The following is a 16,540-nucleotide window of genomic DNA, read 5'->3' as shown; positions in this document are numbered from 1 at the left end:
CCGGACCACCGTAGCGTGCGCGCGGACGCGCGGTTGACCGGAGTCGGAACGCGGTCAGTTGCCGGTGCCCGTCCTGCCCCAGTCCGGGCCCGCCTTCTCCCACGCCCGGTCCCAACCGGCGTACCGGCGGCGCACCATCCACCGGACGATCAGCCGTCTGCCGCCCTCGACCAGGGCCGCGGCCGCCAGGGCCGCGCCCGACCCGGCGAGCACGGCGTGCGTCGTCGCCGTCGCGGTGTCCAGCGGGCGGGGCGTGAGGCGTCCCTGACCGTCGGTCCATATCCCGAAGCGGTCGCCCGGCCGCGGGTCCTTCAGCAGCGTCGGCACCGGCCCGCTCCGCCCGGTGCCGTCCGGCGCGGTCCAGCGGGCCAGGACCCGGCTGCGCGGCTCCTGGCCGGAGGCGGTCTCCGGGGCGATCTCCAGCGGGGACGGGGGCAGGGTGCGCACCACCGTGGCCTGCACCGGGTGCCGGGTCTGCTGCTGGGCGCGGACGGACCGCTGCAACGCGGTGTGGGTGGTGCCGCCGACGAGGCAGCCGGCCACCGGGGCGGCGACGAGGGCGAGCAGCAGCGCCGCGAGCGCCACCCAGGCCTCGGCCAGGTCGGTCCTGCGGCACAGCGGGTTGTGCCGCCAGCGCCAGAGTCCGCCGATCGCCCGCACCGTCCACCCCCCGGTCACCCGCCCGGTTTCTCACGAACCTCTCATGAGAGGCCAACGCGCGGGCCCGGATGCCGGTTCCCGTCCGTGCGGACGGCACCGGCTACGCCAGGACCTCCACGGGGTCGCCGACGCGGATCGTGCCGGTGGAGAGGGGCACCAGGTTCTGTCCGAAGAGGAGTTCGCCGTCGGTCTTCCGATGGGCGGCCAGCGTGTGCAGCGGTTCCCTCCCGCGCCGGGCGGTCCCCTGGTCGGTGGTCGTCACCACGCACCGGCCGCAGGGCTTCGCGACCCGGAAGGCGACCTCGCCGACGGTGACGTGCGTCCAGGTGTCCTCCTCCCAGGGGGAGGTGCCCTCGACGACCACGTTCGGCCGGAAGCGGGCCATCGGCAGCGGACCCTCGGCCGGGTGGTCGCCCCGGGCGATCAGGGAGTTGAGGCGGTCGAGCGAAGCGGTCGTGGTGAGCAGCAGCGGGTAGCCGTCCGCGAGGGTGACGGTCTCGCCCGGCCGTGCGTACTGCGGGTCGACCGGCCGGCGCGTGGCCGGATCGTCCAGGTGCACGAGGCGCACGTCGGTGCCGAGGTAGGCGCTGCACCAGGCGTGCACGGCGTCGTCCTCGGCCGGAACCGCCTCGAACCTGTCGCGGAAGAGCACCACCGGGACCGTCCTGCCGGGCCGGGGGACGGACACCGTCACCGGCTCCGCCCCCGGTGCGGACAGCCGGACGCCGCCGCCGGGCAGGAGTTCGGCGACGGCCAGTGCGAGGCGCGGTCGGCGGCGCTGTGTGACGACCTTTCCCCCGTCGTCGACCAGCATCCAGCGCCGGTCTCCGGCCGGCCCCCAGGGCTCCACGACGACCTCCCGGAGTGGCAGGCTCCGGAAGGCCTTGACCGGATGAATGTGGATCGAGTGCAGACGCGCGTTCCCCATGGGGCCATCGTGCCGGACGGCGCCGACGGCCCCATGGCCGACTCAGTACCCCCGGTACTGCTGCTGGTTCTGGTACGGATCCTGGTACGGGGCCGGACCGGGCCGGGGGGCCGCGGGGCGCATCGCCTCGTAGCCCGCGCCGGGAGCGGCCGGACGCGGCGGCTGCGGCTGGGGCCCGGGGTAGCCGCGCGGCGCGGTGGCCTGCTGCGGGATGTACGCCGCGGGCGCCTGCTGGAGCGGAGCCGGCTGCGGCGGCTGCGGGTATCCGTAGGAGGGCTGGGACGGGGCCGCCGGGAGGGCGGGCAACGCCGAGGGGAGCGCGGGCAGATGACTGGCCGGTGCCTCGTACGCGGAGGGGACCCGGATCGGGGCGATCTGCGGAGTGCCTCGCTCGGCCACGAGCGAGTCGTAGATCGGGGTGTCCGGGAAGGAGGCGGAGTAGTAGCCGCCACCATAAGTGGAGCGGGGGGAGGTCATGGCACATAAGTTAAGCCCACGATGTGCTGGTTGGGGAGACCGATAAGAGGGTTGTTTTCCGTGCCCGCCGTGTCCTGGCATCCCCAATACGAGCGAACTTGGGGGAAACGGTCAATCCGCCGGTCGGATTTCGTGTAAAGGCCGAGTTCCGGGCGGGTTACCGCTGGTTGACCAGCGGTCCTCGCGCATCCCCGTGGGAGTTCCCCGCCCGCGGGGCATAGGTTGGGCGGACGAGAACCCGACGGATGCCGGGACACGGCTGCTCGGCGCGGCGACCTGCGATGGGGGCGGACATGTCAATGCCGAAAGGATCGAACACACCGGTGCCGACCACGGCGCTCCGGGTGGAACTGGGCTGGCGGTCCGGCCCCGGCGTACCCGACGCGGACGCCTCGGCGCTCCTGCTGGTCGGCGGAAAGGTCCGCTCCGACGGCGACTTCGTCTTCTACAACCAGCCCGCCCACTCCTCCGGCGCCGTCCGCCACGAGGGCAAGCGCACCGCGGGCGGCCGGGTCACCGACACCCTGCTCGTCGACCTCGCCCGCGTGGAACCCGGCATCGAGACCGTGATCGTGGCCGCCTCCTCCGACGGCGGCGCCTTCGGACGGGTCCCGGACCTGTACATCGAGGTCAAGGACGCCGCGAGCGGCGCCGCGGCGGCCCGCTTCGACAGCACCGGGGCGACCACCGAAACGGCGTTCGTGCTCGGCGAGTTCTACCGGCGCCAGGGCGCCTGGAAGTTCCGCGCCGTCGGCCAGGGCTACAGCAGCGGCCTCGAGGGCCTGGCCACCGACTACGGCATCACCGTGGACGAGCCGCAGCACACCGCTCCCGCCCCTCCGGCGGCCGCGGCGCCCCCGGTCGCCGCGCCCCCGCCCCCGGTGGCCCCGCCCCCCTCCCCGGCGATCCGTCCGGTCGCCCCGCCGCAGCCCGCGGCGCCTTCCGCGCCGGCCCCCGTCCGGCTGACCAAGGTGACGCTCACCAAGGCGGCCCCCGCGGTCTCGCTGACCAAGCAGGGCGGCACCTCGGGGACCCTGCACGTGAACCTCAACTGGCAGGTGCGCAAGCAGTTCTCCGGCTGGGCCGCCAAGCTGGGCCGCCCGGCCGCCATGCACTCCGACCTGGACCTCGACCTGTGCGCCCTGTACGAACTCACCGACGGCAGGAAGGGAGTCGTCCAGGCCCTCGGCAACGCCTTCGGGTCCCTGCACCAGCCCCCGTTCATCCACCTGGACGGAGACGACCGCACCGGCGCCGTGGCGACCGGCGAGAACCTCACCGTCAGCCTCGACCACAAGCACCTCTTCCGGCGCATCCTCGTCTTCGTCACCATCTACGAGGGCGCCCGCTCCTTCGCCGACCTGAACGCCACGGTCACCCTGCAGCCGCAGCACGGCGCCCCGATCGACTTCTCGCTCGACGAGTGCACCGTCCCCTCCACGGTGTGCGCGCTCGCCCTGATCACCAACACCGGCGGCGGTGACCTCGTCGTCCAGCGCGAGGCCCGCTACCTGGTGCCCGAACGGGGCGTGAGCCCGCAGCGCACCGTCGACCACGCCTACGGCTGGGGCATGAACTGGACGCCGGGCCGGAAGTGAGCCGCGGGGAACCGCCCGGTCAGCCCTCGTCGGGCACGGTGTCCGGACGGGCGTAGGTGCGGCCCTTCCAGGCCGCACCGCGCCCCCGGTGGTGCCGCACCGCGGAGTCGACCGTCATCAGCAGGTACAGGAACGCGGTGAACGGCAGCAGGGGAGCGAGCCACAGCGGCTGCCGGTAATGGCGGAGCATCGGGACGTACGTCCCCGCCATCACGAGCCAGGCCCCCGCACCGAGGGCCGCCGCGACCGGGCTCCCGGCCCCCGCCCCCACGACCACCGCCACGGGCGGCACCAGGTACACCAGGACCAGCCCGGCGACCGTACCGGCCAGCACCACCGGGCTGTGCCGCAACTGCGCGTACGCGCTGCGCGCCACCATGCGCCACAGGTCGCGCAGCCGCGGGTAGGGACGCACGCTGTCCACCCGGTCCGCCAGCCCCAGCCAGACGCGTCCGCCGGCGCGCTTGACCGCCCGCGCCAGGGCCACGTCGTCGATGACGGCGTGCCGGATGGCGTCCGGGATCCGCGCCCGCCCGGCCGTCTCGGCGCGCATCAGCACACAGCCGCCGGCCGCGGCGGCCGTCCGCGTCCCGTCCTTCCCGATCCGGCGGAACGGGTAGAGCTGCGCGAAGAAGTAGACGAAGGCCGGCACGACCAGCCTCTCCCAGAGGCTCTCCACCCGCAGCCGGGCCATCTGCGACACGACGTCGTACCCCCCGGTCCGCGCCGCCGCCACCAACCGGCGCAGACCGTCCGGGGCGTGCGCGATGTCGGCGTCGGTCAGCAGCAGGTACTCGGGGTCGCGCGCGCGTGCCAGGGCGATGCCGTGCCGCACCGCCCACAGCTTGCCGGTCCAGCCGGCGGGCGGCTCGCCCGGGGAACCCACGGTGAGCGGCAGCCCGCCGGACCGGCGCGCGAGCTCGCGCGCGAGCTCTCCGGTGCCGTCGGTGCTGCCGTCGTCGACGAGGAAGACCTCGGCCCGCCCCGGGTACTCCTGGGCGAGCAGGGACGGCAGGCTCGCGGGCAGCACCGCCGCCTCGTCCCGCGCGGGGACGACCACGCACACCGACGGCCACGTCCCCGGGTCGCGCGAGGGCGGGAGCCGTACGTCGGTGCGCCAGAAGAAGCCCCGGCAGAGCAACAGCCACAGCCAGGCGGCGAGTGATCCGGCGGCGGTCCACACAACGGCGCTCACGTGCGCAGTCTGCCCCACGGGAGCGGCCCGGAGCGGCTCATCGTCTATCGTGGCCGGGTGAAGATCGCGCTCATGGACTCCGGAATCGGCCTGCTGGCGGCCACCGCCGAGGTACGGCGCCTGCGCCCCGACGCCGATCTCGTCCTCTCCCTCGACCCCGACGGCATGCCGTGGGGACCCAGGACGCCCGAGGACCTGACCGGGCGCGCCCTGGCCGTCGCCGAGGCGGCCGCCGCGCACCGGCCCGACGCGCTGATCGTCGGCTGCAACACCGCGACCGTGCACGCGCTCACCGCCCTGCGCGCCCGCCTCGAACCGGACCTGCCGGTCATCGGCACCGTCCCGGCGATCAAGCCCGCCGCGGCCGGCGGCGGACCGCTGGCCATCTGGGCCACCCCGGCCACGACCGGCAGCCCCTACCAGAAGGACCTGATCCAGGACTTCGCCGACGGCGTGGCCGTCGCCGAGGTGCCGTGCTGGGGACTCGCCGAGGCCGTGGAGCGGGCCGACGAGAGGGCGATCGGCGCCGCCGTCGCGGCGGCCGCCGCGCTCACCCCGAAGGACGTGACGGCCGTCGTCCTGGGCTGCACCCACTACGAACTGGTCGCCGAGCGCATCCGGGCCGCCGTGCAGCGCCCCGCCGGCCCGCCGATCGCCCTGTACGGCTCCGCCGGGGCGGTGGCCGCCCAGGCCCTGCGCCGCATCGGTGAGCGGCCCGCCCCCGGAGCCCCGGCGGGCGGCACCCTGACGGTCCTGTTGAGCGGACGCGAGGGCGCGCTCCCCAGGCCCGCCCTCACCTACGCGGAGGGCCGGCTGCTCCGGCAGGTCACCACCACCGGGTGAACCGGCACCGGGCCGCCGGCGGACGGGGCGTCCGCGGGCAGGGCCTGCGGGCGGGGGCCGGGCCGCCGCCCGCCCGGTCGGCCCAGTGACGCTGTGCCACGCGGCCCCTGCGGAACGAATCCTGAGTAACCTCGAACGTATGAGGGACCACCGCCACGGCAAGCACGCCCCTCGCTCCGAGGTCTGGACCGGTCGCGCGACCAACCGCTACCAGTGGCTGCTGGCGCTGATCGGCGCCGCCTGCCTGGCGCTCGGCATCACGCTGGCCGTCGACTCCGCCTGGACGACCGGCATCGCGCCCCTGGTCATGGCCGTCGTCGGGTGCATCGCCGCCGGGCTGCTCGTCCTGTTCGGGACCCTCGCCTTCGTGCACGTCGCGCTGCGGGTGGACGAGGACCACCTGGAGGTGCGCTGCGGCCACATCGGCGTGCCGCGCCGGCGCATCCCGCTCTCCCAGGTGGCCGGCGCGGAGTTCGCCCCGCACGTCACCCCGCGTCACTGGGGAGGCTGGGGTTACCGCTGGCGGCCCGAGAAGGGCACGGCGGTCGTCGTGCGCCGCGGTGAGGGCGTCGTGCTGCGGCTGTGGGACGGACACACCTTCACGGTCACCGTGGACGACGCGGAGGCGGCGGTGCGCGTCATCCGCGACCGGCTCCGTCCGCACCGGCCGGGCGCGCCGCGCTGAACCGCGCGGGGGCCGGCCGCCACCGGCCCGCGGCGGACCCCGGCCGCCGGCGCCGCGCCCGGCCGCACGGCGGAGGCGCCGGCACACCGCGACGGCCGGCGGCCGTTTCCGCGGGATGTGCCGGGACACCTCCCGCGGAAACGATCCGGCGCGCGCCGCGCCGCCCGCCGCCCTGAGCGTGCCGGCTCCGGGCGGCCGAGCTGTCGGCCCCGATGTCACTCCCCGTAGACTCCCGGAGTGACCGTCACCGCAACATCCGTCGGTGAGTCGGACCCGTCGCCGCCGCAGACCGCGCCCACGGCGCGGGGCAGGCGACTCGTCCGCCTCCTCCCGGCCGCCGCGGCCGCACTCTCCGGCCTGCTCCTCTACGTCAGCTTCCCGCCGCGCACCCTGTGGTGGCTGGCCCTGCCCGCCTTCGCCGTCTTCGGCTGGGCGCTGCGCGGACGCGGCTGGAGGACGGGGCTCGGCCTCGGCTACCTCTTCGGCCTCGGCTTCCTGCTGCCGCTGCTGGTGTGGACCGGCGTGGAGGTGGGCCCCGGACCGTGGCTCGCCCTCGTGGTGATCGAGGCGGTCTTCGTCGCGCTGGTCGGCGCGGGCGTCGCCGCGGTGTCGAAGCTGCCCGGGTGGCCCGTGTGGGCGGCCGCGCTGTGGACCGCCGGGGAGGCGGTGCGCGCGCGTGCGCCGTTCCACGGGTTCCCCTGGGGCAAGATCGCGTTCGGCCAGGCGGACGGTGTCTTCCTGCCGCTCGCCGCGCTCGGCGGCACCCCCGTGCTCGGCTTCGCCGTCGTGCTGTGCGGCTTCGGCCTGTACGAGGTCGTGCGGCTGTCCCTGCGGGCACGGCGCACCGGCACCGTGCGGCGGGCCGCGGCCGTCGGCGGCGCGCTCTGCGTCGCCGTCCCGGTGGTGGCGGCGGTGGCCGCCCGGCCGCTGGTCGGCGACCGGGCCGAGAACGGCACCGTGACCGTCGCGGTCATCCAGGGCAACGTGCCGCGGCTGGGCCTCGACTTCAACTCCCAGCGGCGCGCCGTCCTCGACTACCACGCACGCGAGACGGAGCGTCTGGCCGCCGAGGTGGAGGCCGGCCGGGCCGCACGGCCGGACATCGTGCTGTGGCCGGAGAACTCCTCCGACATCGACCCCTTCGCCAACGCCGACGCGCGCTCCGTCATCGACCGCGCGGCCAAGGCGATCGGCGCCCCCGTCTCGGTCGGCGGCGTGGTCGGCAGGGACGGCAGGCTGCTCAACGAGCAGATCCTGTGGGACCCGGTGAAGGGTCCGGTCGACACCTACGACAAGCGGCAGATCCAGCCGTTCGGCGAGTACCTCCCGCTGCGCTCGCTCGTCGGGGCGATCAACGAGGACTGGACGTCGATGGTCCGCCAGGACTTCAGCCGGGGCGACGAGCCGGGCGTCTTCCGCATGGGCGGCGCCGGGGTCGGCCTGGTCACCTGCTACGAGGCCGCCTTCGACTGGGCCGTGCGCGACACGGTCACCGCCGGCGCCCAGATGATCTCCGTGCCCAGCAACAACGCCACCTTCGGCCGCAGCGAGATGACCCACCAGCAGCTCGCCATGTCCCGCGTCCGTGCCGTCGAGCACAGCCGCGCCGTCACCGTCCCGGTGACCAGCGGCGTCAGCGCGATCATCATGCCGGACGGACGGATCACGCAGAGGACCGGCATGTTCGTCGCCGACTCCCTGGTGCAGGAGGTGCCGCTGCGCTCCTCGCAGACCCCCGCCACCCGTCTCGGCGTCCTCCCGGAGGCCGCCCTGGTGCTCGTCGCCGCGGGCGGACTCGGCTGGGCCGTCGGCGCCGGTGTGCGCGGGCGACGCGCCGGTGGCGTGCGGTAGTACGCCTGCCGCACACCTCCCGAAGTGCCGGGGAGGGCCCTGACCGGGCGGTTAGGGTCGGGGCATGGCTACTCCTGACTTCATCCGCACCCTGCGCGCCTTTGCCGGTCACCAGCTGCTGTGGCTCCCCGGGGTCACCGCGATCGTCTTCGACGACGAGGGCAGAGTGCTGCTGAACCGACGGTCCGACACCCGCCGGTGGTCGGTGATCGGCGGCATCCCCGACCCGGGGGAGCAGCCGGCGGCCTGTGCGGTGCGGGAGGTCGAGGAGGAGACCGCGGTGCGCTGTGTCGCCGAGCGGGTCGTACTGGTCCAGGCGCTGGAGCCGGTGACGTACGGCAACGGCGACATCTGCCAGTACATGGACATCACCTTCCGCTGCCGGGCCGTCGGCGGGACGGCGCGGGTCAACGACGACGAGTCGCTGGACGTCGGCTGGTTCGCCGTGGACGCGCTGCCGGAGCTGGACGAGTTCGGCCGCTTCCGGATCAAACAAGCCATGGCGGATGCACCCACATGGTTCGACCCCACTGAAATCGGCTGAACTGTAGGGCCTGACCATATGTGGTGGGGGACGGGCGCTGCCTAGGCTCGAGCCATGACCGCGCCCCCTGCCTTCCCGGCCCCCCACCCTTCCCCGCTCGACCTCGGCGGTCGCACCGCCCTCGTCACCGGTGCCGCCGGCGGCATCGGCCGCGCCTGCGCGCTGCGGCTCGCGGACGCCGGGGCCAAGGTGAGAGCCGTCGACCGGGACGCCGGAGGGCTGGAGGCACTCGCCGAGGAGGCACACGGCCTCGCCGGCGCGGTCGAGCCGCACGTCCTCGACCTCACCGACCTGGACGCCGCCGAACTCGCCGCCGTCGGCACGGACGTGCTGGTCAACAATGCCGGGCTGCAGCTCGTCCGCCCCATCGAGGAGTTCCCGCCCGACGCCTTCCACACGGTGCTCACCGTGATGCTGGAGGCGCCGTTCCGGCTCATCCGCGGAGCCCTGCCCCACATGTACGGCCAGGGGTGGGGCCGCATCGTCAACGTGTCCTCGGTGCACGGCCTGCGCGCCTCGGCCTACAAGTCCGCCTATGTGGCCGCCAAACACGGCCTGGAGGGACTGTCCAAGACCGCCGCCCTCGAAGGCGCACCCCACGGTGTCACCTCGAACTGTGTGAACCCCGCTTATGTGCGCACCCCTCTGGTCGAGCGGCAGATCGCCGACCAGGCCCGCACGCACGGCATCCCCGAGGAACGCGTCCTGTCCGAGGTGCTGCTGCAGGACAGCGCCGTCAAACGGCTCATCGAGCCGGAGGAGGTCGCCGAGGCGGTGGCCTACCTGTGCGGCCCGCAGGCGTCCTTCGTGACCGGCACGTCGCTGGTCCTGGACGGAGGCTGGACCGCCCACTGAGGCGTGGGACGACGGCCCCGGCCGCGTCGTCCACAGGCCTGCCGGAGCGGCCGTGGGATGAGGAATCCTGTGAGCATGTCCCGTGATCACGTGCAGTCCGCCGAGCATGCCGTCCCCGGTGCCGCGACGTCCGGCCGGGCACGCTCCGGCGCCCGCCCCGCGCCCGCCGGCGTCGAGACCCCGTTCCTGGAACTGCTCGCCCGGGGCGCGCCCGCCGAGACCTACGAGCAGCCGGTGCTGCTCGCCCGGGCCGAAAGGCAGCCCGCCGAGCGCATCGCCGCGCTCGAGCAGGCCAAGCTGCTCGCCCTGCGCGTGCGCTCGGAGCTGGAGGGCCGGCGCCGCAGGGAGGCCGAGCTGTCCGCGCTCTTCGAGACCGCCCACGACCTCGCCGGACTGCGCGACCTGGACGCCGTGCTCCAGGCGATCGTGCAGCGCGCCCGCTCGCTGCTGGGCACCGACGTCGCCTACCTCAGCCTGAACGACCCGGCCAGGGGCGACACCTACATGCGGGTCACCGAGGGCTCGGTCGCCGCCCGCTTCCAGCAGCTGCGCCTCGGCATGGGGGAGGGGCTCGGCGGCCTGGTCGCCCAGACCGCCCGCCCCTACGTCACCGACGACTACTTCCGCGACGGCCGCTTCCAGCACACCCGCACCATCGACACCGGCGTGCGGGACGAGGGGCTCGTGGCCATCCTCGGGGTGCCCCTGATGCTCGGGCACCACGTCATCGGCGTCCTGTTCGCCGCCGACCGGCGGGCCCGGCTCTTCGAACGGGAGCAGATCGCCCTGCTCGGTTCCTTCGCCGCCCTCGCCGCGGCCGCCATCGACACCGCCAACCTGCTCGCCGAGACCCGCTCGGCCCTCGCCGACCTGGAACGCGCCAACGAGATCATCCAGGACCGCAGCGGGGTCATCGAGCGCGCCTCGGACGTCCACGACCGGCTGGCCGAGCTGGTCCTGCGCGGTGGCGGGGTGCACGACGTCGCCGCCGCCGTCTCCCAGGTCCTGGACGGCACGGTCGAGTTCACCGAGGCCGCCGCGGCGCCCGCCCGGGCCCTGGAGTCCTCGCGGGCCGAAGGGCACGCGGTGCGGCACGGGGACGACTGGATCGCCGCCGTGGCCGCCGGGGACGAACTCCTCGGCGCCCTCGTCCTGCGTGGCCACCCCGGCCTCGACCCCGTCGACCAGCGGACCCTGGAGCGCGCGGCCATGGTCACCTCACTGCTGCTGCTCGCCCGCCGCTCCGCCGCCGAGGCCGAGCAGCGCGTCCGCGGCGAGCTGCTCGACGACCTGCTCGACGCCCGCGACCGCGACCCGCGCCTGCTGCGCGAGCGCGCGGCCCGGCTGCAGGCCGACCTCGACGCCACCCACGCGGTGCTCGCGGCCCGGCTGGAGGGCGGCGCCGCCGACGCCGACCAGGAGGCGGACGCCCGCAGACGCCTGTGGGCCGCGGCCTCGCACCTCGCGGCCACCCGGCAGGGCCTCGCCGCCGCACGCGACGGCGGCACCGTCCTGCTGCTGCCCCTCACCCCCGGGGACACCGCCACCGACCTGGCCCGCCGCACCGCCCGGCACCTGGGCACGGCCGTCCACGAACCGGTCACCGTCGGCGCGTCCGCCCCGGTGGAGCGGCTCACCGACCGCCCCGACACCGTGGCGGCGGCCTACGCGGAGGCCCGGCGCTGCCTCGACGCCCTGCGGCGGCTGGGCCGCTCCGGTGACGGCGCCGCCGCCGAGGACCTCGGCTTCCTGGGGCTGCTGCTGGCGGGGGAGCAGGACATCGCGGGCTTCGTCGACCGCACCATCGGCCAGGTCGTGGCGTACGACGAACGACGCGGCACCGAGCTGCTGCGCACCCTCGACGCGTACTTCGCCAGCGGCATGAGCCCCGCCCGCACCAAGGACGACCTGCACGTCCACGTGAACACCGTCGCCCAGCGCCTGGAGCGCATCGGCCGCCTCCTCGGCGGCGACTGGCAGAGCCCCGCCCGGGCGCTGGAGATCCAGCTCGCCCTGCGCCTGCACCGGTTGTCGGCGGGGACACCGCCCGCACCGCACTGACCCCCGTACGCCCGCGCGTACGGGGGTCCTGCGGCGCGTACACCGCCCCGTGCAGCACCAGACCCACGGTCACCGCGAGGAGCAGGTTCCCGAAACTGCCGGTGTCGATCGGGGAGAAGAAGGGGCGCACCCACAGCCCCACGCCGACCGCGCCGATCAGGTACGCGGGGCGGCGGCCGATCCGGTCCGACAGCGCGCCCCGGGCCGGGATGGCGGCGAAGTGGACGGCCGAGGCGATGAGCACCGCGTTGAGCGCGGTCTGCTTCGAGACGTCGGCGGCGGTGTTGGCGTGCACGAGGGCGAGCGCCGTGATCACGTAGTGACCGATGTTCTCCGCCCTGCGCGCGGGCACTGTGGAGGCCGGGCATGGGCCTCCACGAGGGCTTCGACAGGGCCGCCAGGGAGCCTGTCCGAAGTGCGCGCTGCCGTCATGGGGTCAAGGTGTCGTGCCGATTCCCGTGCTGGTGCGGTGCTGACCACGGAACACGGCTCAGCGTCCCGTCTCCCGGTGCAGTCTCCACGCCTCCTCGCGCAGGTCCGCGTCGAGGAGCAGGTCCGCGGCCGTGCAGGCCAGCGCGCCGGTGACGGCGACGAGTACGTCGCGGGCCCGGGGGGAGGCGGCTGCCGCGGCGAACTCGGGGGTGTGGTCGGACCCCTCGTCCATGATGGCGACGAAGGGGTGGATGGCGGGCACGCGTGTACTGACGTTGCCGATGTCCGACGATCCCAAGTAGACGCCCGGCGCAGGCGGCGTCAACTCGATCCCCGCCCCGGACAGGTGCCCGGCGAACGTCTCGGACAGCGGGCCGCTGTCACGGAAGTGCTCGTAGCGGAGCGTGGCGCGCTCCACCTCGACCCTGGTGCCCGTGGCGTGGGCGACGCCCTCGGCGCCGGCGCGCAACTGCCCGGTCAGGTCCTCCAGCGCCTCGGTGGTTGCCGCGCGCAGGCCGAACAGCCCCTCCGCGTACTCCGGGACGATGTTGGTGGCCTTGCCCCCGTCGGTGACGATCCCCTGGATGTGGGAGGCTGCCGGCAGACGCCTGCCCAGGGCGGTCAGGACGTTGAACAGCTCGACCAGCGCCAGGAGAGCGTCGACGCCCTCGGTCGGGTTGCCGGTGGGGTGCGCGGCGCGGCCGTGGAAGGCCACCCGGTACTGCACCTGCGCGGTCAGCGGCGCCCGCGTCCAGTCGTACACGCCCGGGTGGAACATCAGCGCGGCGTCGACGTCGTCGAACACGCCGGCCTCCACCTCCAGGACCTTTCCGCCCCCGCCCTCCTCGGCCGGCGTCCCGACCGCCAGGACCCGCCCGGTCGAGGCGTCCAGCACCGCGTTCAGCGCGAGCGCCGCTCCCAGACCGGCGGCTGCGATGAGGTTGTGCCCGCAGGCGTGGCCGAGGCCCGGCAAGGCGTCGTACTCCAGCAGCAGGGCCACGGCGGGACGGCCGTGACCCGAGCGGGCGGTGAACGCGGTGGGCATCCCGGCCGCCCCGCGCTCGACCTCGAAACCGGCACTCTCCAGCGCGCCGGTCAGCAGCGCCGCGGCCCGGTGCTCGGAGAAGGCGTGCTCGGGGTGGGCGTGCAACTCGAGGGCGGCCTCCCACAGGAGATCCGCCCGTTTCGCGACCTCCACGCGCAGCCTGTCGTGGACGTCGGCATTCACGTCGTCGCCGGAAGGCGTACGGGCCACCTGGCCTCCTCGGATCAAGGTGCGGTCGCGGGTCCTCGCTTCGTGCACCACCGGGTGCCATCAACCGGGCGCCGCGACACCTCCGGGTTTCCACCGGCGCACCGGTGCGACACGTCCGGTGCGCTCCCGGACGACGCGGAGCGAATGCGCCGTGCCGAGGTGGCTGCTCCCAGTCGGCCAAGCACGGGCCCCCTCGCTCCCGCGTCGTCTTGGATGTCGGTGCGGGGAGCCGGACCGGGTTGCCGCACGCGTGGAGGCGTGCCCGCCCGGTGACCGTGCGCTGCCTCGGTGGCCCCTGAGTGATCACGCGGGACCCGCAGCGTGCGACCGGCCGTCACGGCTCCGTGCAACCCCGGGCAACTCCGGGCGGGCCGGGGCCTCCGCGGAACCGGGGCCGGCCCGTGCTGCGGGCGGTGTCGCCCGCTTCGCCGGGGCGCTGGGGCGGGCGGGCCGACATGCGCCGCCCCCTCCGCTGTGGACACGATGTACCTGTCTACCGGCCCGGTACGACGGGCCCCACCGGAGAATCCCCAGCACAGCGAGGAGACCACCATGGCGAGCATCAGCCCGATCGACCTGCAGAAGGCGCTCAAGGGCGCCGAGTACCCTGCCAGCCGCGACGACCTGGTCACGCTGGCCAAGGACAACGGTGCGGACGACACCCTCGTCAAGAAGCTCGTCGACGCCCCCGCGGACGAGTTCGACGGCCCGAACGACGTCCAGAAGGCCGTGTTCGAGAACGAATGACCCGGACGGCTCCTGTGCGGCCCGGACCGCGCACGGGAGACGAGACGCCGGGGCAGCGGTACGGCCCGGCCCTCGCGGTGCCGACGGCACCCGGCACCGCGAATCCGTACGGCACACACCGCCCGAGCGGTGCGATCGCGTCACCGAGGACGTCACTCGCTCCGGGCGGGCGCCGGACGGAGGGCGGCGTGCGCGCCTGCGAGCCGTCCTCGCGCCCTCGGCCGGGGAAGCACGGGCCCCGGTCGGCGATCGACCAGGGCCGCGGCATGATCACGGTGATCGGCCGCCGAGAACCCGAGAAGCGTGGAGAGCCCCGGTTGCGTTCTTCCGGGGCGACGCCGAGCCGTACGCCGTGACACAGCGGTTCGTGGCCACGGCCGCCCCCCGTCGTCTGCCCGCGTCGATACGGCCGGTGCCGCGCGGGGCGTCCACCGCCGCGGGGGGGGGCTCCGCCCGTCCCGGGGCAGCCGACGCTACTCGTCCTCGCCCGTCTCGCCGCCCGTGCTCGAAAAGCCGAAGTCCAGGACTTCGGCGACCTCACGGCGGGTCTCCTCCGCAGTGAGCGCGGCCGCCGCGACGACGTCGCCGCGTTCGGCTATCAAGCGGTCGTAGATCGGCGCGGCAGCTCTTCCAGCGGTCTTCACGTCTTCGTCCGTTCTGTTCGGTCCGGAGGCACGGGCACGCGTACGGGTGCGGCTCGGGAGGGGTCAGTTGCCGCTCAGGAGAGAGTCGTCCTGGGGCCGGGCGCCGGGCAACTGGTGACGGGCCGCGATCAGGGCCGCGTCGATGTCGCGGGTGCCGGTGGAGACGCACAGGGTGTAGGCGACGTCCTCCATCCGCTGCCGCCCCCGCGCGCTGTCCGCCTCGGAGGCGTCCAGAGCCACCAGGGCCTCGTACTGCTCGATCAGATCCCGCAGCACTGCAGGGTGGGCCATCAACATCAGGAATTCTCCTTCCGCGCCGCCACGAGATCCGGGGCGGGGTCGCCGCCCGGTTACCCCGTTCCCCGCCCCACATGCCCCACGGCCACCGTGGAGCCGGTGATGTCCGGAGGAGCGCTGTACGTCCTGTCCCCAGGGAACGCTTGTCGTCTGCCGGTGCGGTCCGGGCCGACAGCGGCGGAGTGAATCCGCGCCGGATGCGCAGCCCCTCGTTCGTTCTGTGCCCGGCCGGCCGGGACGGTCGCTCCCCGCTGGATGTGGGTCGTGGCTGACAGAGGCAGGGCAACGCCGGCGTTGGTACGGCTGATGCAGGCCGGCCACACCGCCACGCTCGAACAACTGCCGGACCTCATCGCCGAGTACGCCGCCGGTGCCGGGGCGTACGACACGGCCGTCTTCGTCGTCGACATCCGCGAGACGGTGCTGCGCAGGATCACGGGCGACGGCCCGGACGCCGGGACCGGTAGGCAGGAGTTCACCGGCCAGGGGACCTTGCCCGGTCAGGCGTACCAGCGCGTGGATCTGCTCGCCGAGCCGACGACGGGCGACGCACCGGACGGTCGGCGACGGTGGTGGGTGGCCGTCACCGACGGCGTGGGGCGCCTGGGCGTGCTGCGGACCGACACCGAGACCGGTGACGGGTGAACCGCGGCCCTGCGGGCCAGGAGCGTTCCGTTCGGCGCACCGGGCCGGTCGTGTCCGCGGCGCTGCGACCCGCTGCCGTCATCCGCTCACGGTGCCTCGCCCGTCTCGCGCCCCGGGTGCGCTGTGCACCGCCCGGCGCTCGCGCGTCGGGCGGCGCGGCGGCGCAGGTACAGCGGCAGCGCGTACCAGCACAGACCGAACCACAGCATGACCCCGGCGGCGAGTGCTTCGGCGAGGACGCCGGGCACCACGACACGGAGGATCAGCAGGAGCGTGCAGCCGATGGTCAGCGCGAGGAGGACCATGCCGCACCGCATCAAGCGGCAGGCGGCCTCCACTATCTCGTCCTTCATGCGCTGGCCGGACAGGAGGCGGTGGAGGGAGACGGGCGCTATGAGCGACCCGGTGGCCGCCGCGCCGAGCACCACGGTGATGACGTAGACGACGCGGTCGAACGTCTCCAGCTCCCGGAACAGCGGGGTGAACGCCACACTGAGCAGGAACCCGAAGAGGATCTGCACGCCCGTCTGGGTGACCCGGGTCTCCTGCAGGACCTCGTTCCAGCGGCGGTTGACCCGCTCACGCGGTGTTTCCGGAGCTTCGCCCCCGGGCCCCGGACCGCGGTCGTCGTGGCGCGCGCAGCAGGTGGCGTCCTCTCCCACCCGTTCGACCGGCTGCTCCGTCATCGTCATGGCATCCTCCCCGTCCCAGGCAGACCGCTTGCCCCGTCCGAACCCCTTCCATGCAGGTCACAGGGCACGAAAGGGCCGGTTTGGCCGCAGCGGGCGGTGGTGACGCCGCACACGGACGGAAGGCTGTGCGG

Annotated in this window: 17 protein-coding genes and 1 pseudogene; 9 read left to right on the top strand and 9 right to left on the bottom strand. The window is 74.5% G+C overall.

The genetic code is table 11. The features are described from left to right. Window positions 1-54: 54 nt before the first annotated feature. From CP969_RS06510 to CP969_RS06500, 3 genes are all read right to left on the bottom strand, one after another. Window positions 55-660 (bottom strand): Rv1733c family protein, encoded by a 606-nt coding sequence (locus CP969_RS06510; protein WP_026085370.1) that lies wholly within the window; start codon window positions 658-660, stop codon window positions 55-57. A 100-nt stretch (window positions 661-760) separates the two neighbouring features. Next, the gene (locus CP969_RS06505) at window positions 761-1,588 is read right to left on the bottom strand and encodes an MOSC domain-containing protein (RefSeq protein WP_016827404.1); all 828 of its coding nucleotides are present in this window, start codon (window positions 1,586-1,588) and stop codon (window positions 761-763) included. Between the two features lie 42 nt (window positions 1,589-1,630). Further along, a complete protein-coding gene (locus CP969_RS06500) occupies window positions 1,631-2,065 on the bottom strand; it encodes a DUF6643 family protein (RefSeq protein WP_016827405.1) in 435 nt (144 codons plus the stop codon). Window positions 2,066-2,364: 299 nt separating this feature from the next. Here CP969_RS06500 and CP969_RS06495 point away from each other — a divergent pair, with 299 nt between their 5' ends. Then, window positions 2,365-3,663 (top strand): TerD family protein, encoded by a 1,299-nt coding sequence (locus CP969_RS06495; protein ID WP_026085371.1) that lies wholly within the window; start codon window positions 2,365-2,367, stop codon window positions 3,661-3,663. Between the two features lie 19 nt (window positions 3,664-3,682). Here CP969_RS06495 and CP969_RS06490 read toward each other — a convergent pair whose 3' ends face one another. After that, complete coding sequence (locus CP969_RS06490; protein ID WP_004991495.1) at window positions 3,683-4,876, bottom strand: glycosyltransferase; 1,194 nt, start codon at window positions 4,874-4,876, stop codon at window positions 3,683-3,685. Between the two features lie 39 nt (window positions 4,877-4,915). Between CP969_RS06490 and CP969_RS06485 the strand changes: the two genes are divergently transcribed. From CP969_RS06485 to CP969_RS06460, 6 genes are all read left to right on the top strand, one after another. After that, window positions 4,916-5,701, top strand: coding sequence for a glutamate racemase (locus CP969_RS06485; RefSeq protein ID WP_016827408.1), 786 nt, complete (start codon window positions 4,916-4,918; stop codon window positions 5,699-5,701). 139 nt (window positions 5,702-5,840) lie between these two features. Continuing rightward, window positions 5,841-6,386, top strand: a complete 546-nt coding sequence (locus CP969_RS06480; RefSeq protein WP_016827409.1) for a hypothetical protein — start codon at window positions 5,841-5,843, stop codon at window positions 6,384-6,386. A 237-nt stretch (window positions 6,387-6,623) separates the two neighbouring features. Beyond that, window positions 6,624-8,237 carry an apolipoprotein N-acyltransferase gene (gene lnt, locus CP969_RS06475; protein ID WP_016827410.1) on the top strand — a complete coding sequence of 538 codons (1,614 nt, stop codon included), beginning with the start codon at window positions 6,624-6,626 and terminating at the stop codon, window positions 8,235-8,237. 64 nt (window positions 8,238-8,301) lie between these two features. Continuing rightward, window positions 8,302-8,781, top strand: coding sequence for an NUDIX hydrolase (locus tag CP969_RS06470; RefSeq protein WP_004991505.1), 480 nt, complete (start codon window positions 8,302-8,304; stop codon window positions 8,779-8,781). Between the two features lie 54 nt (window positions 8,782-8,835). After that, window positions 8,836-9,636 carry a 3-hydroxybutyrate dehydrogenase gene (locus CP969_RS06465; RefSeq protein ID WP_016827411.1) on the top strand — a complete coding sequence of 267 codons (801 nt, stop codon included), beginning with the start codon at window positions 8,836-8,838 and terminating at the stop codon, window positions 9,634-9,636. A gap of 75 nt (window positions 9,637-9,711) precedes the next feature. Beyond that, window positions 9,712-11,697, top strand: a complete 1,986-nt coding sequence (locus CP969_RS06460; protein ID WP_016827412.1) for a helix-turn-helix domain-containing protein — start codon at window positions 9,712-9,714, stop codon at window positions 11,695-11,697. Here CP969_RS06460 and CP969_RS33755 read toward each other — a convergent pair. Together CP969_RS33755 and CP969_RS06450 are read right to left on the bottom strand one after the other, a co-directional pair. After that, window positions 11,627-12,043, bottom strand: a pseudogene (locus tag CP969_RS33755) (MFS transporter); the annotation flags it as partial. The gene CP969_RS06460 and the pseudogene CP969_RS33755 overlap by 71 nt on opposite strands. Before the next feature lie 144 nt (window positions 12,044-12,187). Next, window positions 12,188-13,384 carry an amidohydrolase gene (locus tag CP969_RS06450; RefSeq protein ID WP_016827414.1) on the bottom strand — a complete coding sequence of 399 codons (1,197 nt, stop codon included), beginning with the start codon at window positions 13,382-13,384 and terminating at the stop codon, window positions 12,188-12,190. A gap of 552 nt (window positions 13,385-13,936) precedes the next feature. On the opposite strand from CP969_RS06450, the gene CP969_RS06445 reads away from it, so the two are divergent. Further along, the gene (locus CP969_RS06445) at window positions 13,937-14,131 is read left to right on the top strand and encodes a DUF2795 domain-containing protein (RefSeq protein ID WP_016827415.1); all 195 of its coding nucleotides are present in this window, start codon (window positions 13,937-13,939) and stop codon (window positions 14,129-14,131) included. 473 nt (window positions 14,132-14,604) lie between these two features. Here CP969_RS06445 and CP969_RS33165 read toward each other — a convergent pair whose 3' ends face one another. Together CP969_RS33165 and CP969_RS06440 are read right to left on the bottom strand one after the other, a co-directional pair. After that, entirely contained in the window at window positions 14,605-14,775 is a 171-nt protein-coding gene (locus CP969_RS33165) for a hypothetical protein (protein ID WP_016827416.1), read from the bottom strand. A gap of 63 nt (window positions 14,776-14,838) precedes the next feature. Then, a complete protein-coding gene (locus CP969_RS06440; protein ID WP_026085373.1) occupies window positions 14,839-15,072 on the bottom strand; it encodes a DUF5133 domain-containing protein in 234 nt (77 codons plus the stop codon). Window positions 15,073-15,327: 255 nt separating this feature from the next. Between CP969_RS06440 and CP969_RS06435 the strand changes: the two genes are divergently transcribed. Beyond that, entirely contained in the window at window positions 15,328-15,717 is a 390-nt protein-coding gene (locus CP969_RS06435; RefSeq protein ID WP_039831307.1) for a hypothetical protein, read from the top strand. 86 nt (window positions 15,718-15,803) lie between these two features. Here CP969_RS06435 and CP969_RS06430 read toward each other — a convergent pair whose 3' ends face one another. Beyond that, complete coding sequence (locus CP969_RS06430; protein WP_016827419.1) at window positions 15,804-16,409, bottom strand: DUF6328 family protein; 606 nt, start codon at window positions 16,407-16,409, stop codon at window positions 15,804-15,806. Between the last annotated feature and the right edge of the window lie 131 nt (window positions 16,410-16,540).

It is taken from the genome of Streptomyces viridosporus T7A, assembly GCF_008704515.1.
Lineage (GTDB): Bacteria > Actinomycetota > Actinomycetes > Streptomycetales > Streptomycetaceae > Streptomyces > Streptomyces viridosporus.
This window is presented reverse-complemented; position numbering and strand designations above follow the sequence as displayed.